Consider the following 20,381-nt stretch of genomic DNA (forward strand, 5'->3'; position numbering starts at 1 on the left):
AAAACAGGCTCGATTGAGCCTGTTTTTCAGTAATGCGATAAGCGATTACTTAGCTTTTGCTGCTGCCGCTGCTTTAGCGATTGCTGCGAAGCTCTTAGCATCTAGAGATGCACCACCAACTAGAGCACCGTCGATATCTGGTTGTGAGAAGTATGCTTCAGCGTTCTCTGGCTTAACAGAACCACCGTATTGAATGATTACTTGCTCAGCAACTGCAGCGTCTTTTTCTGCGATTAGAGCGCGGATAGAAGCGTGGATGCGTTGTGCATCTTCAGCTGTTGCTGCTTTACCAGTACCGATAGCCCAGATTGGTTCGTATGCGATGATAGCGTCGTTTAGCGCTTCAACACCGTATGCGTCGATTACTGCGTTGATTTGACGTGCGCAAACTGCTTCAGTTTCGCCCGCTTCGTTTTGAGCTTCAGATTCACCGATACAGAAAACTGGCGTTAGGCCGTTTTCTTTTAGGAAAGCAAATTTCTTAGCGATGAACTCGTCAGATTCGTTGTGGTATTCACGACGCTCTGAGTGACCGATGATGATGTGAGAAGCACCAAAGTCTTTAAGCATTTCTGGAGACATGTCGCCAGTGAATGCACCGCTGTTGTTTAGGTCTGTGTTTTGTGCACCAAGAATGATCTTGTTGCCGCCTTCAGCGATTACGCGCTCTGCTAGGTCGATGTATAGTGCAGGTGGAGCTACCGCCACGTCTACACCAGTTACGCCTTCAAGTTCAGCGTTTAGGCCAGTTAGCAGCTCAGTTACCATTGCTTTGCTGCCGTTGAGTTTCCAGTTACCCATAACTACAGGTTGACGCATGAGATTTTCTCCAAAATCAGTGTTTGTAAAAAACGAATGTAAAAAATAAACGTGATTACGAAAGAATATAACAGATTAATTCATGTAGATCATGATTGGGGTCATTTCTTTATCGCTTTGACGTTTTATCCTAGTAAACAAGCCCAGAAGCTCACCTCAGTGATCCAGTAAACAGAATAATAGAATACTTCTCGGAATTTTCCTTATAGCTTGTTATACCTTGTCGCTTGATGGTTAAAAATAGGGATGTACCATGCCAAACCTTGTACTAGAGTACTCAAATACAGCGGACGAAAGACTGAATGTTCAGGGGTTGCTGGAAGACTTACACAGAGTCACGCTAAACTGTGGATTATTCGAGAAAGATTCTGTGAAATCACGCTCTTTACGTAGCCACAATTGGTTGATTGGTGAGTATGGAGACAGTGAAGATTTTGTTCATATTAGCTTTGAGCTATTGTCAGGTCGCACTGAGGAACAGAAAAGAGAGCTTTCGAGAAAGTTAATGGAAGTACTTCGAGAGCAGGCGGGACATATCAAAAGCTTGACGGTCAATGTCCGTGATATGGATAAAAGCTGCTTTCAAAAAATTACCAATTAAAAAGAGATTATGTGATGTCGTTTAAATCGTTACTGTTTTCGTTTCAAGGTCGTGTGGGACGCAAAACATTCTGGATGTGGAATGTCTGTTATTACCTTGCCATTATGATTTTTGCTCAAGGTATGAACGTACTGTTCCCAGCATTGGTACATATTCTGTTGCCAATCTTCTTGCTCATTATCTTGATTCCAGATTTAGCGATTACGGCAAAACGTTGGCATGATCGTAATAAATCGAGTTGGTGGCTACTGCTGAATATCCCATTGGTCTTTGGTCGAATGAGCCTGCCGACATTGGATCCAGCAACCGCAGCTCAGCCGTCCATGATACAAAGTCTGATCTCCTTTGCAGCGTTGGCTTGTGGTTTGTGGATATTAGTGGAATGTGGCTTTATGAAAGGCACAGAAGGCGAAAACCAGTATGGGCGAGAGCCTCAATAAAATTGACGAACAATCAAAAAGGGAAGCATGGCTTCCCTTTTTTGTAGGTTTAGCGCCATTCTTCAGGCTTAGAGAAAGGCAAAATATCGGCGCTTTTGCTGTTCTCTGATGCTTCTCCATTTAAGGCTTGAGAGAATTTAACGATTTGACGATGCAATTCTTGACGTAATAACACATTGGCGTGAATGGGGTTTTTGGCGCGCTGTAAAACACGTTCAATGTGAGATTGTTGAGCGTGCAGTCGAGGCTGCATCTCATCAGAGCAGGTAGAGATAAACTGCTGGGACAAGTTGTGGCGTAGTCGACTCAACTTCTCGGGGTTGTCCTTGGCCATTGCGGCTAGTTCATCGAATGACGGCAGAGTAATAGGCGTTACCATGTGCGTTCCTCACCAAAAGAATCTCCATGCATATAATCAGCGTAGGAGTTAATGAGAAAAGACAAAATAAAACTGTAAATAGTCTCAGGAGTGAGACGAGCCAGCAGCGTTGCTATGAGCTCTTTATTGAAGTTAGCTTCTGTTGCTAAAGATATATACGCAGCGACGAGCACCTTGAACAATATGTTCGTCTCGTTGAACCGAAATATCGTTACCAACGAGGGCTTGAAAGACATTCAGCTCAGACTGACACAGAGTTTCACAGCGTTGTGCGGCTTTACAGATTGGGCAATGATTTTCTATTAAGACAAAGCCATCTTCAACCTGTTGAAATTCAGCCATATACCCATCCTTATCGCGCAGTTCAGTGAGTTTCTCTACTTTACTTTGTAGGTCGGGAAGGCTGTCAAAATGAGGACGATAAGTCGCGAGGGTGTTTGTTTCGCGCTCTTTGGATACTTTATTGAGTCCTTCAGCACCAAACACTTGTTCAATTGCATCAATAAACTGAACCGTTAAATCACTGTGGCGATCGGAAAACTGAGCATGCCCTTTGGCAGTGAGTGACCAATGTCGATTCGGTCGACCTACTTTAACTTTAACATCTTCAAAACGCAGAAATCCCTCCTCTTCTAGGCCCTGCAAATGTTGCCTAGCGCCCATCGTGGTGATGTTTAAACGTGAAGCAATCTGTTTAGCGGTGACCGCTCCTTCTCGTTTTATGATGTCAATAATCTGGTCAGTGGCTTTCATTAGTGCGTCCGTTTCTCTTAAATCAGCCTATGGATAACGATAGTTGGGTATTATGGCGAATAAGGTTAATAAAGCAAATTATTTACTATCTTCATAATAGATGAAAAAAACGCTGGCTACAGCCAGCGCTTTATCTCAATAATGGCGATTATAAGATGATATCGCGAATCTCTGGGTCTTTACGCTCTAAATAGTGCGTTGATTTAATACGGCGAATCGTGCGGCAGCGGCCACGAATAAGCAGTGTTTCACTGGTCGCGATATTACCTTGACGTGTGATACCTTCAAGCAGGTCACCTTTAGTAATGCCCGTCGCCGAGAACACCACATTGTCACTACGCGCCATGTCTTCCATGCGAAGCACAATGTTTGCTTTGACACCCATTTGTGCGCAGCGCTCCAGTTCAAGTTCACCCGCTTTACGGTTTTCTTCGTTATCGCCTTTCACTTCATGACGTGGAAGTAAGCGACCATGCATATCACCATCTAGAGCACGAATAACAGCGGCAGAAACCACGCCTTCTGGTGCGCCACCAATGCAATACATGACATCCACTTCACTATCTGGCATGCAAGTTAGGATAGACGCGGCTACATCACCATCTGGCACAGCAAAAACACGTACGCCCATGGCTTGCATTTCAGCGATAACACCATCATGACGTGGCTTTGCCAGTGTCGTAACCACAAGCGTATCAAGAGATTTGCCTAAGGCCGCTGCAATGTTGGTTAAGTTTTCAGAAAGTGGTTTCTCTAGGTCGATAACCCCTTTAGCGCCAGGGCCCACTACCAACTTTTCCATGTACATATCAGGTGCTTTCAAGAAGCTACCTTTTTCACCAGCGGCTAGAACCGCAAGTGCATTCGACTGGCCCATTGCTGTCATGCGAGTACCTTCAATAGGGTCAACCGCGATATCAACAGCGTCACCACCAATACCAACTTGCTCACCGATATACAGCATAGGTGCATCATCAATCTCACCTTCACCAATAACGATTTCACCTTCGATATCGGTTTTGTTCAGTAGGCTGCGCATGACTTCTACTGCGGCACCATCCGCAGCGTTCTTATCGCCACGTCCAAGCCATTTATAACCTGCTAGGGCTGCACCTTCGGTAACTCGTGAAAAAGCCATTGCTAAATCGCGCTTCATACTGACTCCAATTAAATGAAAAATGACAAAAGGATTTATGGCGCGAATTCTAGCATACCCAGAAGGAAACGTTTGCTTTTTTGTGGTTTTGGTCGCTATCTTGTCGCTAAGTTATGATTACTCATTGAGAAAATATAGGGCGAAAGTTCAGAGCAGAGTGATAGCTGGGAAGGTTTGACAAGGTTTAGGTAAAGCTTGTGTCATTTTGCGATGCTTTTTTGACCGAATAGTGAAAAATCTGCAATATAGGGCGTGTCTATCTTCTCTATGCTGAGTAGAATGGGACAATATAGAGTATGAAGTCTTTTCATGTCACAGAATTAAATTAAGGGTAGGCCGAGATGTCTTTTGAAGTACTGGAACAACTAGAAGCAAAAATTCAAACTGCAGTTGACACAATCGCGCTTCTTCAAATGGAAGTTGAAGAACTGAAAGAAGAAAAAGTGCAACTAGCAAATCAAGCGGAAGAGCTACGTAATAGCCGTGAAGAATTGGTTCAAAAGACTGAGCAAATGCAACGTGAGCACGGCCAATGGCAAGAACGTATTCGTAACCTGCTTGGCAAAATGGACGAAGTAGAGTAATTCATTCGTCAAACGTATTCGAAAGCACTCATTTGAGTGCTTTTTTTATATCATTTGGTCTAACCAGTGCGACTCACCGTCTCATGACTTTTCGTACACAACTTGAGCACGTATACTAACCCCAACTAGGGAAAGGAAAAGTTAGAATGAAAACACGTGACAAAATAGTGTATGCCGCCCTCGACTTATTTAATTTAGATGGCGAGCGCAACGTGACGACCAACCATATTGCTGCTCATATCGAGATTAGCCCAGGTAACCTCTATTACCACTTTCGCAATAAACAAGAGATAGTGAGAGAGATCTTTGCGCTGTACTCGCAAGAGCTCATTGAACGTTTTACTCCTATCCAAGGTCAGCAAGAAAGTTTGGCGCTCCTCAAGCACTATCTTGATTCTATCTTTAATCTAATGTGGAAATATCGTTTCTTCTACGCCAACCTGCCAGAGATTCTGCAACGTGATCCTAAGCTGCACGAAGAGTACATTGAGGTTCAGGAGCGATTGCAGGGTAATTTAGTTAATATCCTAAGAGCCTTTGTTGAACTCGATTTATTGACGATTAACGAGAAAGAGCTCAAGTCATTGGTGACCACTCTGCATATGATGGCGGTTGGTTGGCTGAGCTACCAATCAGCGATGTCACCGAAAACTCAAATTACTGAAGAGGTGATTCAGCAGGGCATGCTACATATGATTAATGTCGTGAAGCCACTATCAACGGCAAAAGGCCGTGAACAGCTGTCTCTACTAGAAGATGGTGTAAAAATGATGGGGTCGACAGACAGTCGCTCCCTCTAACGGCATGATATATAGCCAATTCATCTTGTTACAAACCCTACTATCTTAGTAGGGTTTGTTGTTTTAGATACTAGGTTAATTGTGGAGAGTGGTGACGGGATGGCTGATAACGGAATGAAAGCAAAAGCACACTATGATGTATTTAATGGCGATGCTGATGGTATTTTGTCATTGCTGCAATTGCGATTAGCTCAGCCGAAAGAAGCACGGCTGATCTCAGGGATTAAGCGTGATATTGCGCTATTACAACGAGTCCCCGTCGCAGAAGCAGACTCTGTCACAGTACTCGACATCTCCATGGATAAAAACCAAAACGCTTTAGATGAGCTTTTGGATCATGATGTTCCTATTACTTATATCGATCACCACAAAGCATCAACTATTCCTCACCATGACATTTTGGATGTGTATATCGACCTTGATGCCAATACGTGCACCGCACTGATTGTAGATAAGCTATTACAAGGCCAGTTTCGAACTTGGGCGATTGCTGCAGCCTACGGAGATAATATGTTGAGTCGTGCAGAGCATTTAGCGGATGAGCTTAAACTCACGCACGAGCAACGACACTTTCTCAAGCAATTAGGAACCTTGGTGAATTACAACGGTTATGGAGAGAGCTTAGCTGATCTGCATTTTGACCCAGTCATCCTTTATCAGGCATTATTGGCGTACCCCGACCCGTTTGATTGCCAGAAAGACGCCTCTTCTCCGTATTACACTCTTAAATCGGCGTTTGAGAATGATGAAATAGCGTTAGAGGGAACGGAAACTGTCTTTGAGTCGGACATCTTGAAAGTGGTAAAGCTGCCAGCAACGCCAGCGGCGAGGAGAATGTCGGGGACTTGGATAAATCGCTTGGCGAATGAGGCGCCTGACCAAGCCCATATTTCGTTAGTGCCGAGAAGCGGTTCGAGCAAAAGCGCTAGTTATACTGTTTCAGTCAGAGCTCCGTTGAACAATAAGCAAGGCGCTGCTGAGATTTGTAGTCAGTTTGCCACAGGTGGTGGGCGAGAGGCGGCAGGGGGCATCAATGAGTTGCCAGAGCATGAGGTAGAGCGACTGATTCAAGTCGCTCAAGAGTGTTATCGCTAAGTACCCACACTTGGTTTTACGTTATCGTTTTAGCCAGCTTTTTGGGTTTTGTACTTTACTGTTGCGGCGGATTTCGAAATACAGCGATGAGGTTGATTGACCGCCCGTGTCACCAGCTAGTGCGATGGTCTCTCCTGCGGAGACTTTATCCCCTTCTTTTTTCAGCAATGTCTGGTTATAACCATAAAGCGTCATGTCACCTTTACCATGGTCCAATAGTACTACCAGTCCGTAGCCGCGTAGGTAGTCGGCGAAGACGACAGTACCAGAATACACAGACTTTATAGATTCTCCGTACTTGGCTTGAATGACCATGCCTTTCCAGTTCACTTGTCCAGTTTGCTTGGTCCCAAAGCTATGTAGAACTTTCCCTTTCACCGGCCAAGGCAGCTTACCTTTCTGTCGAGCCAGACCATCCATAGGTACTTGATTGCGCTTAGCGGCTTTGGCAATTTCCGCCTTCAAGCGTGTTTCATTACGTTGCAGTTCAGCTAGGTAGGTCTTATCGCTTGAGATGCTCTTTCTGATTTTAGATACCGTACTTTTGCGACTGGCTTGGTTTTTCGCAAGAGAGTTTCGCTTGTCTTTTTGTTGCTCGAGTAATTGTGCAATTTGATTACGTTCAAGCTCAAGGGCACGTTCACTTTCTGCCAGCTCCAGTTCAGTTTGTGCTAATTTCTCCAAAGTCTCAGCACGTGCTTTAGCAAGATATTGGTAGTACTGGCTAATACGGTCTTCATCTGGATTGGTACTAAACACACTTGAGGCTGAGTTATTCTGCTTTGTCACGTAATAGGTTTGCACCAACTCGGCGAGGATCTTTTGCTGCTGTTTTTTTTGCTCGGTGAGCTCTTCGACTTGTTGATGAAAACTATCGAGGTTGCGATTAGCTTGAGCAAGTTGAGCGGTGGTCGATTTTATCTCTTTCTCAATGTTAGAAATGCCGACTTCTTGCTGACGCAAAGACTTTTGTAATTTATCGAGCTCTTTTTGCTGCGCAGACAGTTCTTTCTGTTGGCGTGTAATTTCGCTCTTTACGCCAGTCAGTTCATTTTGATTGGCTAAAGTGAGAGTCGGGTACGTAACAAGCCCGATGCTAAGAATCCATGCCGATATAGAGGGGATGAAAGGCGTTTTATTATTGGGTTTCATTCTACTTCCGTTAAAAATACCGACCAAGTTTGTTCGTGCCCAGATGCGCAACCACCATTATATCCACACTTAGGGTCAGAGGTGCAAGCATACAAAAACGCCGATGCGTATGCACCGGCGTTTTATCAAGCTTATGTCATTACTTTGCTAAGCTGATTACTTAACCAGTACGTCGCCAGACATTTCTGCTGGAATTTCCATGCCAGTCATAGAAAGCATAGTTGGAGCTAGATCAGACAGCTTACCGCCTTCTTTGAACTCAACCGCTTTATCACCAACGTAGATCAGCGGTACTGGTAGGTTAGTGTGAGCAGTGTGAGTACCACCTGTCTCAGGGTCCACCATCATTTCAGCGTTACCGTGGTCAGCAGTGATCAGCATTTGACCGCCAACTTCTTTAATCGCTTCAACCACTTTACCTACGCTTGTGTCTAGAGCTTCAATCGCTTGCTCAGCCGCTTCGTAAACACCTGTGTGACCAACCATATCTGCGTTTGGATAGTTACAGATAATAGTGTCGTATTTACCTGACTTGATTGCTGCAACCATTTTTTCAGTTAGCTCTTCAGAGCTCATTTCTGGTTGTAGGTCATAAGTAGCCACTTTTGGAGAAGCAACAAGTTGACGCTCTTCGCCGTCAAATTCGTTCTCAACACCACCGTTGAAGAAGAAGGTTACGTGTGCGTACTTTTCTGTCTCTGAGATACGTAGCTGAGTTTTGCCAGCTTTAGATAGCCACTCACCGTAAGTGTTTTCAAGAGAGGCTGGTGGGAATGCACACGCTAGTGGGATATCAGCTGCATACTGAGTCAGCATAACGAAGTCAACCGCTGGGAAGACTTTACGCTCGAAGCCATCAAATGCAGGTACGAATGCACGAGTAATTTCACGAGCACGGTCAGCACGGTAGTTCATGAAGATAACCGCATCGCCATCAACGATAGCAGCAGACTCTTGGCCTTCTGCACGAATTTCTGTTGGCGCAACGAATTCATCGTTTTCATCACGAGAGTAAGCCGCTTCTAGACCCGCAACTGCAGAATCAAATGTGAAGGCGCCTTCTGCTTGAGTCAGTAGGTCGTAGGCTTTTTCTACGCGATCCCAGTTGTTATCACGATCCATTGCATAGTAACGACCAACAAGAGACGCTACACGGCCTTTGCCTAACTCTGCAAATAGAGCGTCAAAGCGTTGCAGTGAACCTTCCGCGCTACGTGGTGGTGTGTCACGGCCGTCTAGGAAGCAGTGTAGGTAGATTTTCTCTGCGCCACGCTCTGCGGCCATTTTCACTGCAGCGTAGATGTGATCTTCGTGAGAGTGAACACCACCTGGAGACATAAGACCCATTAGGTGAACCGCTTTACCTGCCGCGATAGCTTTATCCATTGCCGCAACAAGGATTTCGTTTTGACCGAATTCACCGTCAGCAATAGACTTTGTGATGCGAGTAAGGTCTTGATATACCACGCGACCAGCACCAATATTGGTGTGACCCACTTCTGAGTTACCCATTTGACCATCCGGTAGACCTACGTCCATGCCAGAAGCCGAAATTAGTGTACGTGGATTGTTTGCCCACAAGCCGTCCATTACTGGAGTTTTTGCGTTGTTGATTGCGTTGCTTGCGTTGTCTTCACGGTAACCCCAACCGTCAAGAATCACTAGAGCCATTGGCTTCTTAGCTGACATAGTTATAACCTCGTCAAATCGATAGTAACTTTACAGAAAACAAATTAGCGTAATTTTACTACACTTTTTAACCAAAACTGTAGTGGCAGATCAAATAATGTTTGTGATTGCCGTTACTTGTTTTCAGTTTTGGACAGTTGAAACCACTAATAGTTTTCCGCGTGAGGTAATCATAGACGCTATTTTTGGATGATTCCTCGCCTTTGTTTCTATTAATACGCCTCTACTAGCTGGTTTGGCTAATTGGTTTTCTCTATCTCTGTAATAGTAATGTCGCCCGCGTTGAGGAGAGGGATCTCAATTCTTTGTTCGAAACATTTTCCCCTCTCGCCAGAGCACGTCTAAGCCGCTATACTCCTCGACTGATTTAATGTTCAACTATTAAGAGCGCAAGCTATGCAAGAATATTTAGAATTTTTTCAACAAAACATGATCATGGCACTAGTGTGGGTTGCACTATTCGTCGCTCTGATTGCCAACATCTTCAAATCAGCAAATGCTGCATATAAAGAAGTATCGGCTGCGCAAGTGACTCATATGATGAACCGTGAGAATGGTTTAGTGGTTGATATTCGTTCAAAAGACGACTTCAAACGTGGCCATATTACTGACTCGGTAAACGTGCTGCCGTCTGATATTAAGTCAGGTTCAATCCCAAGCCTTGAAAACCATAAATCAGACCCAATCATTGTAGTGTGTAAGACTGGACAAACAGCGCAAGAGAGCGCGAACCTGCTAGCAAAAGCAGGGTTTGAGAAAGTTTTCTTGCTGAAAAATGGTCTGACGGCATGGAGCGAAGCGAACCTGCCACTGATCAAAGGCAAAAAGTAATCGAGAATTTTGAGTAATTTCGCGGCAGTTATGACTAAGGGATGTGATAAGTGCCACGGAATTAACGGCTCGCCTAGTCATAGAAGATTGGCTCGGATAGTCTGCAAGACAACTCATAAACGTTTTTGACAATTTTAGACGTATTTAAGGAAAAACATCATGGCTGAAGCAGCTCCACAAGAAGCACAACAAAACTTCGCAATCCAACGCATCTTTCTAAAAGACGTATCTTTTGAAGCGCCTAACTCGCCAGATATGTTCCAGAAAGATTGGAACCCAGATGTTAAGCTAGATCTTGACACTCAAAGCCGTGAACTAGGTCAAGGCATCTATGAAGTCGTTCTTCGCCTAACTGTGACTGTGAAAAACGCAGAAGACACAGCATTTCTATGTGAAGTTCAACAAGGCGGTATCTTCACTGCTGAGCAAATGGAAGCAGGTCAACTTGCACATTGCTTAGGTGCGTTCTGCCCGAACATCCTATTCCCATATGCTCGTGAAACTATTTCTAGCCTAACGATGAAAGGTACGTTCCCTCAACTAAACCTAGCGCCAGTGAACTTTGACGCTCTGTTCATGAACTACCTACAGCAGCAAGCTCAACAAGAAGGCCAAGCAGAAGCTTAATCCTTTTTCGCAGAACATATTTTCTGCATGAGTAAGCGAAGTGAATAGACTTAGCTAATAAAAATGCACAGCGCATCGCGATGTGCATTTTTTATTTTCTCCGTACGGAGTAGACTAACTACATTGAGCCATAACGAAAATTTGGTGGTGTTATGAATAACGCATATGGAAAAGAAATCGCAATGACCGTTATCGGTGCGGGTTCTTATGGAACTTCGTTAGCGATCTCTCTTGCTCGTAACGGAGCAAACGTGGTGATTTGGGGACACGAACCTGAACACATGGCGAAGCTTGAAGCAGACAGAGCCAATCATGAGTTCTTGCCTGGGATTGAATTTCCAGAAACGTTGATTGTCGAGTCTGACTTGAACAAAGCCGTTCAAGCCAGTCGCGATCTTTTGGTTGTGGTACCGAGCCATGTATTTGGTATTGTGCTTAACAGCATCAAGCCTCACCTTCGTCAAGACAGCCGCATCTGCTGGGCAACCAAGGGCTTAGAGCCTGAAACGGGTCGACTGTTGAAAGATGTTGCTCATGACATTATTGGTGATGACTATCCGTTGGCAGTGCTTTCTGGACCTACCTTTGCCAAAGAGTTGGCGGCGGGGCTTCCAACTGCGATTGCTGTGGCCTCTCCAAATGCCGAGTTTGTGGCTGATCTTCAAGAAAAAATCCACTGTAGTAAAACCTTCCGTGTTTATGCCAACGATGACTTTACTGGCATGCAATTGGGCGGTGCGGTGAAAAACGTGATTGCGATTGGTGCGGGTATGTCGGACGGTATCGGTTTTGGTGCAAACGCACGTACCGCATTGATTACCCGAGGCCTAGCTGAAATGACACGTCTAGGTGCAGCCTTGGGTGCTAAGCCGGATACCTTTATGGGTATGGCAGGCCTTGGTGATCTAGTACTGACTTGTACAGATAACCAGTCTCGTAACCGCCGTTTTGGCTTGGCACTTGGTCAGGGTAAAGATGTGGATACGGCTCAGACAGAGATCGGTCAGGTTGTTGAAGGTTATCGCAATACCAAAGAGGTATGGTTGTTATCTCAGCGTATGGGTGTGGAAATGCCAATTGTTGACCAAATCTATCAAGTACTGTATCAAGGTAAAGACGCAAGACTTGCAGCGCAAGATTTGCTTGCTAGGGATAAAAAAGCGGAGCAACAATAACGCTCTGTTGGTGATTGAGTACCAGTCGTAGGACAAGAAATGAAACACTGTGAAAAGAAGAATGTCTGGGAGTGCATTGTAAGAGAAGCGCGCGAACAAGCAGAGCAAGAGCCGATGCTTGCGAGTTTCTATCATGCCACCATAATCAACCACGAAAGCTTTGGTGCAGCATTGAGCTACATTTTGGCCAATAAGCTGAAGACCGCGTCAATGCCAGCAATGGCAGTACGTGAAGTGGTTGAGCAAGCGTTTAATGCTGATCCATCAATTACTGATGCAGCTGCTTGTGACATTTGTGCGACAGTGAATCGAGATCCTGCGGTTGCTATGTACTCAATGCCGCTACTTTATCTGAAAGGCTACCATGCACTACAAGGCTATCGTGTCGCCAATTGGCTATGGAACCAAGGACGCATGGCTCTTGCGACCTATTTGCAAAACCAAATATCCGTTGCGTGTCAGGTAGACATCCACCCTGCGGCTCGCATTGGTAAAGGCATTATGCTTGACCATGCCACGGGGATTGTCATTGGTGAAACTGCAGTTGTTGAAAACGATGTTTCCATCTTACAGAACGTGACGTTAGGCGGTACCGGTAAAGAGTGCGGTGATCGACATCCTAAGATTCGTGAAGGCGTTATGATTGGCGCTGGGGCGAAGATTCTAGGTAATATTGAAGTCGGTAAGGGAGCCAAAATTGGTTCTTGCTCTGTGGTACTTCAGCCAGTACCTCCGCATACTACTGCTGCTGGTGTTCCTGCAAAGATTGTCGGTAAACCGAAAACTGATAAACCATCACTAGATATGGATCAGCAATTTAACGGTAAATCACAAACCTTTATGGGCGGTGATGGTATTTAAACAAACCTGAGAAATGAATCAAAAGCGTAGAGCCAAGGTATCAGCCTTGGCTTTATTTTTAACTAGCTTGGTACAGATGTTTTTTTCTCACGCCAAGCGCATAAAGATACGCCAATACTCCGCCTAGAACATTACCGACCGCAACACCAATAAACATACCTTCGACACTATAATAATGGCTGCCTAAAGCGGCAGCTGGCAAAGTGAAGACAAACAGTCTCATCGCACTCCACATGAAGGCTTTGTTCGGTTCATGTAGTGCATTCATACCACTACCCAACATCATGATGATCCCTTGGAATCCATAGCTGAATGGTACTACGAGTAAGTAATGCCAAAGAATGTCTCTTACGGCTTGTTCTTGGGAAAACAGCGCAGAAATTGGAATGCTGAGTGGTACCATCATTGCAAAGATAAACAGCTGGAATACGATCGAAAACCGCATACTCAAAAATAAGCCAGCAAAACTTCGGTCAGGCTGTTTGGCGCCAAAGTTCTGCGACATAAATGGCGTTAGTGCAGAGCTTAGCGAGATTAAAACCAAAATTAGAATCGACTCAACGCGCTGTGCAGCTCCATAAGCGGCGACCGCAGCGGTGCCATGAGAAGACAGCATCTTCATTAAGATTGCACCTGAGATCGGAGACATGGCGGTTGATAGCCCTGATGGTGTTCCAATGCGTAGTATAGCGATCCAATCTTGCCAGATTTCTGTAGGCTTGAGCTTACCCAATAACTTTTCGCGTTTGATGAGCACAAACAGCGAGCCAGACAGGGCTCCAAACCAAGCAATGCCGCTAGCAATGGCAGCACCTTGAATGCCCAGCTCTGGAAAAGGACCTACACCAAAGATCAACAGAGGGTCGAGTACGCCATTAATGAAACCGGACAGCATCATGATTTTGGCAGGGGTTTTGGTATCGCCAGTAGCCCGAATCGCGCTGTTTCCTGCCATCGGAATAACCAGTAATGGTACCGTTAAATACCAGATCACCATGTACTCGCTGATTAATGGAATGATGTTATCGCTAGCACCAAGCAGTTTAAATAGTGGCTCTATGGTTAGCAGCCCAAAGGCTGAAGCAATGGTGACGAGTACCACCGCGAGCAGTAATCCGTGAGTGGCAAAACGAGCCGCGTTTTGAGTATTTCCTTGTCCCAGTAATCGCCCAATATTGGTAGAGAGTCCCATACCAATACCCATCGTGATGCAATTGACCCCAAACGTCACTGGGAAGGTAAAACTGATGGCGGCCAGAGCTTGTGTACCAAGCAGCGAAATAAAGAAGGTATCAACGAGGTTAAATGCCAAGATTGCAACCATGCCAAATACCATAGGAACAGTCATGTTTCTAAGGACAGTAGAGATGGGAGCGGAAAGTAGGCCGTGTTTATCTTGCATGGCATTCAGTGCTGATGAAACAGGCGCTTAGAATACAGCAATTGATGAGTTGGTGCGAGAATGGGTTTGGTAAGGGCGGTCATTCACTAGCCAAAGCTCATTTTCGTTATTTTTGTCACAATTTTTTGTCATGCTGCCCTTGGGATCGTAGAAAACGTCCCCAACATATTCAACACAAGGCCTTGAAGGCTATCTAATAAGCTAAATGGAAAATAATCAGGAGAATCGACCGATGAATATCCGTCCTCTACACGACCGAGTTATCGTTGAGCGCCAAGAAGTTGAATCTAAATCTGCTGGCGGCATCGTTCTAACTGGTTCTGCTGCAGAAAAATCGACACGTGGTACTGTTTTGGCTGTGGGCAAAGGCCGCATCTTAGAAAACGGTACAGTACAGCCATTGGACGTGAAAGTAGGTGATACGGTGATCTTTGCTGAAGGCTACGGCACGAAAACAGAAAAGATCGACGGTAAAGAAGTTCTGATCATGTCTGAAAATGACATCATGGCTATCGTTGAATAATTAAGTAGACGTTGAGTAATTTTTTACTCTAAACAAGCTATCCACTGAATTTAGATAAGGAAATAACAATGGCTGCTAAAGACGTTAAGTTTGGCAACGACGCACGAATCAAAATGCTAGAAGGTGTAAACGTTCTAGCTGACGCAGTAAAAGTTACGCTAGGCCCTAAAGGTCGTAACGTAGTTCTAGACAAATCTTTCGGTGCACCAACTATCACTAAAGATGGTGTATCTGTAGCGCGTGAAATTGAACTGGAAGACAAGTTCCAGAACATGGGCGCACAAATGGTGAAAGAAGTTGCTTCTCAAGCAAACGATGCTGCAGGTGACGGGACAACAACTGCTACTGTACTAGCTCAATCTATCATTTCTGAAGGCCTAAAAGCGGTTGCCGCTGGCATGAACCCAATGGACCTTAAACGTGGTATCGATAAAGCTGTCGCTGCTGCGGTTGAAGAGCTAAAAGCCCTATCTGTTGAGTGTAAAGACACTAAAGCGATTGCTCAGGTTGGTACTATCTCTGCAAACTCTGACTCTACGGTTGGTAACATCATTGCTGAAGCAATGGAAAAAGTAGGTCGTGATGGCGTTATTACTGTTGAAGAAGGTCAGGCTCTACAAGATGAGCTAGACGTAGTAGAAGGTATGCAATTCGATCGCGGCTACCTATCTCCTTATTTCATCAACAACCAAGAAGCTGGTAGCGTTGATCTAGAGAGCCCGTTCATTCTTCTTATCGATAAGAAAGTTTCGAACATCCGTGAGCTTCTACCAACTCTTGAAGCAGTAGCTAAAGCATCTCGTCCACTGCTTATCATTGCAGAAGACGTAGAAGGCGAAGCGCTAGCAACGCTTGTTGTGAACAACATGCGCGGTATCGTAAAAGTAGCGGCGGTTAAAGCACCTGGTTTCGGTGATCGTCGTAAGTCTATGCTTCAAGACATCGCTATCCTAACTGGCGGTACAGTAATTTCTGAAGAAATCGGTCTAGACCTTGAGAAAGTGACGCTAGAAGATCTAGGTCAAGCTAAGCGTGTAACCATCACTAAAGAAAACTCAACCATCATCGATGGTGCGGGTGAAGAAGCGATGATTCAAGGTCGTGTTGCACAAATTCGTCAACAGATCGAAGAAGCAACGTCTGACTACGATAAAGAGAAACTTCAAGAGCGTGTCGCTAAACTTGCTGGCGGTGTAGCTGTTATCAAAGTTGGTGCTGCAACTGAAGTTGAAATGAAAGAGAAGAAAGACCGAGTTGAAGACGCACTTCACGCTACTCGCGCTGCTGTTGAAGAAGGCGTAGTGGCTGGTGGTGGTGTTGCACTTATCCGTGCTGCATCTAAAGTTGCTGGTCTTGAGGGTGACAACGAAGAGCAAACAGTGGGTATCCGCGTTGCACTTCGCGCAATGGAAGCACCAATTCGTCAAATCACAGCGAACGCAGGTGATGAAGAGTCTGTAGTAGCGAACAACGTGAAAGCGGGTGAAGGTAGCTACGGTTACAATGCTGCAACGGGTGAATATGGCGATATGATTGATATGGGTATTCTAGACCCAACAAAAGTAACGCGTTCTGCACTTCAGTTTGCTGCGTCTGTTGCTGGTCTAATGATCACAACGGAAGCAATGGTAACAGATATTCCTCAGAAAGATGCACCAGCAATGCCTGATATGGGCGGTATGGGTGGCATGCCTGGTATGATGTAATTCGCATCAGAATGTTCTGACAAGCCGAAGGGAAACCTTCGGCTTTTTTGTATCTGGTTCAATAATAACCAAGTAATTTGTGAGAATGTTGCTGAATATGACATTTCACTGACAAATTGTATGGTTGTCCTTTTTAGCATCGTCTAAACTTATCGTTCGACAACAAGAAAATGTCAGTGGAGACAATATAATGAAAAAAGTCATTTCAGCCCTAGCAGTGGCAGCAGCGGTAGCTTCACCAATGGCGTTAGCAGACAGCACGCCAGTTATGTTCTCATCACTAAACGGCTTTAACGCACCTGATGCAAATGCAGTTGGTGGTGTTCGTTTAGCAGTACTTCATGGTCAAGTGAATGAAGTAAAAGGTGTCGACTTCTCTGTTCTAGGTATGTCTGAAACTCAACGTACAACAGGTGTGAACTTCGGTCTATTCTTCGGTGCGTCTAAAGTCACTCAAGAGATGAAAGGTGCTTCTTTAGGTATCTTCAACTGGAACACAGGTTCAACAACGGGTGTTAACCTTGGTGCGGTTAACGTAACTAACGACGTGAAAGGTCTGAACTGGAGTGCAGTGAACTACTCTGAAGGCTATACAATGGCTGACATCGGTCTTGCTAGCTTCTCAAACAAGTCTAACTTCCAGTTTGGTTTCTTCAACAAAACCAACACTATCGACGGTGTTCAGATTGGTCTGATCAACTGTGCAGATAACGGTTTCTTCAAGTGCTTCCCAATCATCAACTTCGCGAAGTAATTTGAATTGATTCGTCAAAAAAGCCCTGATTAATCAGGGCTTTTTTATTTTCTCATTCGATTGCGATTCTGCATGGTTTGATGAACGCCACGGCGTAAGCTTTTAAAGCTGCTTTCAATCTTATCTACACCTAATAGGACCGTTAATGCCAAAACAGTTAGAATGATCGATTCTTTATGGTGACCGAGTCCAATCATCATTCCTAGCCCTGCCAAAACCCAGATAACGGCTGCTGAGGTTACGCCATGAATTTTCCCGTCTTGAGTCATCATCACCCCCGCACCTAAAAAGCCGACGCCAGTAATGATTTGCCCTAATACCCGCGCTTGATCAAGCGTATTCGGAGAAAGGGATACTGCCATGGACATAAACAAGTATGTCCCCGACACAATCAGGATCGCGGTACGAATACCAACGGGTTTTCCTCGCGTTTGGCGCTCAAGGCCTACTAAGGCACCATTGAGCATACAAGCCCCAAGTGCTGACCATGAAAAAGGCCCTAAGTCGAGCAGTTGTGTATTGAATAACTGTGTCAGTTCCACATTGCCTCCTAAAAAGCGCAGTATCTGACTATTAGACCGTCTGATCGAACAAAAATATTTTGTCGAGACGGAAAAGATTACTCGAGATGTAAATCCAGTGGTGTCTTGCTGGCTCTACCGCCTTCTTCTCGCGTCAGTTTAGGGACTAAATACCCAGATACTTGTTTAATCAGTCCTTGAATGATGGCTTTGGCTTCGTCATCGCTAATAAAGAAGTGTGCTGCACCTTGAACCTTATCCAACACGTGAAGGTAATAAGGCAATATGCCCGCAGAAAACAGCGCATGACTGAGCTCAAACTGAGCATCAACAGAATCATTGACACCTTTTAGCAGCACTCCTTGGTTCAACAATGTTGTGCCTGTGTCCTTAATACGTGCCATTGAGGCAGAGAATTCAGAATTCACTTCATTAGCGTGGTTGATATGTGTAACCAAAATAGTATTCAGTCGAGTCTGTTTAAGAAGGTGACACAACTCTTCTGTAATGCGCTTTGGGATCACTACAGGTAATCTGGAGTGAATGCGAAGTGTTTTTAAATGATGAATAGATTCTGCTTGTTGAACAAGCCATGTTAACTCAGAATCTTTGGCCATCAGTGGGTCGCCGCCTGACAAAATGATCTCGTCGATCTCTGGATGAGCCGCAATATAGTCGAGTGCAATTTGCCAGTTAGCTTTACCGCCTTTGTTATCCTCGTAGGGGAAATGACGACGGAAGCAGTAGCGACAATTCACAGCGCAGCCACCTTTGACAATTAGCAGCGCGCGATTGTGATACTTGTGCAGTAGACCGGGCACTGCTGCATCTTGTTCTTCTAAGGGATCTTCAGAGTAACCGTTGTGAACTTCAAACTCTTGGCTTAATGGTAAAACTTGCCTTAATAGAGGGTCGTACGGGTTGCCTTTTTCCATACGATCGACAAAGCTTTGTGGAACACGCATTGGGAAAAGACGTCGAGCGGTTAAGCCGTTTTCCCACGGAGTCGCATCAATTTCTAGCTGCTTAAGCAGTTCATAAGGGTCTGAGATCGCATTCGATAGCTGTTTGAGCCAGTTTTGCTCAACAGAAACAAGATTTCGGGTTATGATAGGCGACATTAAATTTTAACTCGAAGAACACTAAGAGGATACAATGGCTACTGTTAGCACTAATGAATTTAAAGGCGGCCTTAAATTAATGCTGGATAACGAGCCTTGCGTAATTCTAGAAAACGAATACGTGAAGCCAGGTAAAGGTCAGGCATTCAACCGCGTAAAAATTCGTAAGCTACTGTCTGGTAAAGTTCTAGAGAAAACCTTCAAGTCTGGCGAAACTGTTGAAGTTGCTGACGTGATGGACATCGATCTAGATTATCTATACACAGATGGTGAATTCTACCACTTTATGAACAGCGAAACATTCGAACAAATCGCTGCGGAAGTTAAAGCTGTTGGCGATAACGCGAAATGGTTGGTAGAAAACAACACTTGTATGATTACTCTTTGGAATGGTAACCCAATTACCGTGACTCCGCCTAACTTTGTTGAGTTAGAAGTAACTGAAACCGATCCTGGTCTAAAAGGTGATACGCAGGGTACTGGTGGTAAACCAGCAACACTAACGACAGGTGCTGTTGTACGTGTACCGCTATTCATCCAAATCGGTGAAGTAATTAAAGTTGATACTCGTACAGGTGAGTACGTAGGCCGCGTTAAGTAAGCTTACTCTTTGCTGTATGAAGAAAAGGTCGCTTAGGCGACCTTTTTTAATGGAAGCGAATTACTCTTGTGGTCGCCAGCTTAATGCACTGGCTACAGTGCCAAGTGCTAAGGTGTCCATTTCTGCTTGAGGCAGATTGGCTAAGGTTTGTAAGGTAATCGCACCGTTGATTTGTGCTGCCGCGACCTCGACACTACCACGGCTAAAACTATAACCAAGTGGATTATCGACACTCATCATTAAGCCTTCACCATCGTGGATGGATTCCACGTTAAAATGGGTACTGTCTAAGCGAATGAAGCCAGTTTCTTTTTTAGCGGTGGATAAACTAATGGCTTCCGACTTTCTGGCCATTTGATACTCACCAACCGACTTACCATTTTCGCTGATCTCACAAACATAGGGACCGTTGCCACCGAACGAGAAGCTGCCAAGATCCACACTGGTACCGCCACCACTGCAAACGAGCGTCCAAGTTTTACCGATGTCCTTGCGGGTCACCTCTGCAACCATCTCTCCTTCTTTGGTATTAATGGTATTGAACCAAGAGCTAGTGGAAGCACTACGCGAGTATTTACCTTGATACAATCCGGCAAGATCAAAACTGCCCTCAGGACCAAAGCCCCAAAATGTACCATCCGTTTTCAGCATCAGTTTTGGTTGGGCTGCCACGGCATCTGATGTGGTCATATTAACAGTAGAACCACACCCAAAAAGTGCACTAGAAACAAGCAGTGCGCAAATAGACTTCTTCATTGTTACATCTCTTTTTTATTATCAAGCGGCGCGGA

General features: G+C 44.9%; 23 protein-coding genes. 13 read left to right on the forward strand and 10 right to left on the reverse strand.

Annotated elements, in window-relative coordinates:
* Positions 1–45: 45 nt before the first annotated feature.
* Positions 46–819, reverse strand: coding sequence for a triose-phosphate isomerase (gene tpiA, locus AWH66_RS04435; protein WP_063604327.1), 774 nt, complete (start codon positions 817–819; stop codon positions 46–48).
* A 253-nt stretch (positions 820–1,072) separates the two neighbouring features.
* Here tpiA and AWH66_RS04440 point away from each other — a divergent pair, with 253 nt between their 5' ends.
* On the forward strand, positions 1,073–1,420 hold the full coding sequence (locus AWH66_RS04440) for a 5-carboxymethyl-2-hydroxymuconate Delta-isomerase (RefSeq protein WP_038223817.1): 348 nt from the start codon (positions 1,073–1,075) through the stop codon (positions 1,418–1,420).
* Positions 1,421–1,434: 14 nt separating this feature from the next.
* Positions 1,435–1,860 (forward strand): DUF805 domain-containing protein, encoded by a 426-nt coding sequence (locus AWH66_RS04445; RefSeq protein ID WP_063604329.1) that lies wholly within the window; start codon positions 1,435–1,437, stop codon positions 1,858–1,860.
* Positions 1,861–1,909: 49 nt separating this feature from the next.
* Here the strand turns inward: AWH66_RS04445 and AWH66_RS04450 are convergent, their stop codons facing one another.
* The 3 genes from AWH66_RS04450 to glpX form a co-directional block, all read right to left on the reverse strand.
* Positions 1,910–2,239: a DUF3135 domain-containing protein gene (locus AWH66_RS04450; protein WP_063604331.1), complete on the reverse strand. Its 330-nt coding sequence runs from the start codon at positions 2,237–2,239 to the stop codon at positions 1,910–1,912.
* A 132-nt stretch (positions 2,240–2,371) separates the two neighbouring features.
* The gene (locus tag AWH66_RS04455; protein WP_063604333.1) at positions 2,372–2,992 is read right to left on the reverse strand and encodes a helix-turn-helix transcriptional regulator; all 621 of its coding nucleotides are present in this window, start codon (positions 2,990–2,992) and stop codon (positions 2,372–2,374) included.
* A gap of 148 nt (positions 2,993–3,140) precedes the next feature.
* Positions 3,141–4,148 carry a class II fructose-bisphosphatase gene (gene glpX / locus AWH66_RS04460; protein ID WP_063604335.1) on the reverse strand — a complete coding sequence of 336 codons (1,008 nt, stop codon included), beginning with the start codon at positions 4,146–4,148 and terminating at the stop codon, positions 3,141–3,143.
* A gap of 341 nt (positions 4,149–4,489) precedes the next feature.
* Here glpX and zapB point away from each other — a divergent pair, with 341 nt between their 5' ends.
* The 3 genes from zapB to AWH66_RS04475 all read left to right on the forward strand — a co-directional run bounded on the left by zapB (position 4,490) and on the right by AWH66_RS04475 (position 6,627).
* Positions 4,490–4,732 carry a cell division protein ZapB gene (gene zapB / locus AWH66_RS04465; protein WP_006075487.1) on the forward strand — a complete coding sequence of 81 codons (243 nt, stop codon included), beginning with the start codon at positions 4,490–4,492 and terminating at the stop codon, positions 4,730–4,732.
* 146 nt (positions 4,733–4,878) lie between these two features.
* Positions 4,879–5,532, forward strand: coding sequence for a TetR/AcrR family transcriptional regulator (locus tag AWH66_RS04470; protein ID WP_006075488.1), 654 nt, complete (start codon positions 4,879–4,881; stop codon positions 5,530–5,532).
* Positions 5,533–5,631: 99 nt separating this feature from the next.
* Positions 5,632–6,627, forward strand: a complete 996-nt coding sequence (locus tag AWH66_RS04475) for an acetyltransferase (protein WP_083399952.1) — start codon at positions 5,632–5,634, stop codon at positions 6,625–6,627.
* A gap of 21 nt (positions 6,628–6,648) precedes the next feature.
* Here the strand turns inward: AWH66_RS04475 and AWH66_RS04480 are convergent, their stop codons facing one another.
* Together AWH66_RS04480 and gpmM are read right to left on the reverse strand one after the other, a co-directional pair.
* Positions 6,649–7,779 (reverse strand): murein hydrolase activator EnvC family protein, encoded by a 1,131-nt coding sequence (locus AWH66_RS04480; protein WP_063604337.1) that lies wholly within the window; start codon positions 7,777–7,779, stop codon positions 6,649–6,651.
* Positions 7,780–7,935: 156 nt separating this feature from the next.
* The gene (gpmM, locus tag AWH66_RS04485; RefSeq protein WP_063604339.1) at positions 7,936–9,468 is read right to left on the reverse strand and encodes a 2,3-bisphosphoglycerate-independent phosphoglycerate mutase; all 1,533 of its coding nucleotides are present in this window, start codon (positions 9,466–9,468) and stop codon (positions 7,936–7,938) included.
* A gap of 396 nt (positions 9,469–9,864) precedes the next feature.
* On the opposite strand from gpmM, the gene AWH66_RS04490 reads away from it, so the two are divergent.
* From AWH66_RS04490 to cysE, 4 genes are all read left to right on the forward strand, one after another.
* The gene (locus tag AWH66_RS04490) at positions 9,865–10,299 is read left to right on the forward strand and encodes a rhodanese-like domain-containing protein (RefSeq protein ID WP_063604341.1); all 435 of its coding nucleotides are present in this window, start codon (positions 9,865–9,867) and stop codon (positions 10,297–10,299) included.
* Between the two features lie 159 nt (positions 10,300–10,458).
* Positions 10,459–10,926: a protein-export chaperone SecB gene (gene secB, locus AWH66_RS04495; RefSeq protein WP_031493038.1), complete on the forward strand. Its 468-nt coding sequence runs from the start codon at positions 10,459–10,461 to the stop codon at positions 10,924–10,926.
* 152 nt (positions 10,927–11,078) lie between these two features.
* Positions 11,079–12,101, forward strand: coding sequence for an NAD(P)H-dependent glycerol-3-phosphate dehydrogenase (gpsA, locus tag AWH66_RS04500; protein WP_062461770.1), 1,023 nt, complete (start codon positions 11,079–11,081; stop codon positions 12,099–12,101).
* A 39-nt stretch (positions 12,102–12,140) separates the two neighbouring features.
* Entirely contained in the window at positions 12,141–12,962 is an 822-nt protein-coding gene (gene cysE / locus AWH66_RS04505; RefSeq protein WP_038223802.1) for a serine O-acetyltransferase, read from the forward strand.
* Positions 12,963–13,020: 58 nt separating this feature from the next.
* Here the strand turns inward: cysE and AWH66_RS04510 are convergent, their stop codons facing one another.
* A complete protein-coding gene (locus tag AWH66_RS04510) occupies positions 13,021–14,364 on the reverse strand; it encodes an MATE family efflux transporter (protein ID WP_063604342.1) in 1,344 nt (447 codons plus the stop codon).
* Between the two features lie 232 nt (positions 14,365–14,596).
* Between AWH66_RS04510 and AWH66_RS04515 the strand changes: the two genes are divergently transcribed.
* The 3 genes from AWH66_RS04515 to AWH66_RS04525 all read left to right on the forward strand — a co-directional run bounded on the left by AWH66_RS04515 (position 14,597) and on the right by AWH66_RS04525 (position 17,347).
* Entirely contained in the window at positions 14,597–14,887 is a 291-nt protein-coding gene (locus AWH66_RS04515; RefSeq protein ID WP_031493033.1) for a co-chaperone GroES, read from the forward strand.
* Between the two features lie 68 nt (positions 14,888–14,955).
* Complete coding sequence (gene groL, locus AWH66_RS04520) at positions 14,956–16,593, forward strand: chaperonin GroEL (protein WP_063604343.1); 1,638 nt, start codon at positions 14,956–14,958, stop codon at positions 16,591–16,593.
* A gap of 190 nt (positions 16,594–16,783) precedes the next feature.
* On the forward strand, positions 16,784–17,347 hold the full coding sequence (locus AWH66_RS04525) for a VC2662 family protein (protein ID WP_006075442.1): 564 nt from the start codon (positions 16,784–16,786) through the stop codon (positions 17,345–17,347).
* Between the two features lie 44 nt (positions 17,348–17,391).
* Here the strand turns inward: AWH66_RS04525 and AWH66_RS04530 are convergent, their stop codons facing one another.
* Positions 17,392–17,814: an MgtC/SapB family protein gene (locus tag AWH66_RS04530; RefSeq protein WP_081836363.1), complete on the reverse strand. Its 423-nt coding sequence runs from the start codon at positions 17,812–17,814 to the stop codon at positions 17,392–17,394.
* 152 nt (positions 17,815–17,966) lie between these two features.
* Entirely contained in the window at positions 17,967–18,989 is a 1,023-nt protein-coding gene (epmB, locus tag AWH66_RS04535; protein ID WP_063604344.1) for an EF-P beta-lysylation protein EpmB, read from the reverse strand.
* Between the two features lie 34 nt (positions 18,990–19,023).
* Between epmB and efp the strand changes: the two genes are divergently transcribed.
* Positions 19,024–19,590, forward strand: coding sequence for an elongation factor P (gene efp / locus AWH66_RS04540; RefSeq protein ID WP_006075445.1), 567 nt, complete (start codon positions 19,024–19,026; stop codon positions 19,588–19,590).
* Positions 19,591–19,650: 60 nt separating this feature from the next.
* On the opposite strand, the gene AWH66_RS04545 is transcribed toward efp, so the two are convergent.
* Complete coding sequence (locus tag AWH66_RS04545) at positions 19,651–20,346, reverse strand: VV20781 family protein (protein WP_063604345.1); 696 nt, start codon at positions 20,344–20,346, stop codon at positions 19,651–19,653.
* Between the last annotated feature and the right edge of the window lie 35 nt (positions 20,347–20,381).

This window comes from Vibrio barjaei (assembly GCF_001639065.2).
Lineage (GTDB): Bacteria > Pseudomonadota > Gammaproteobacteria > Enterobacterales > Vibrionaceae > Vibrio > Vibrio barjaei.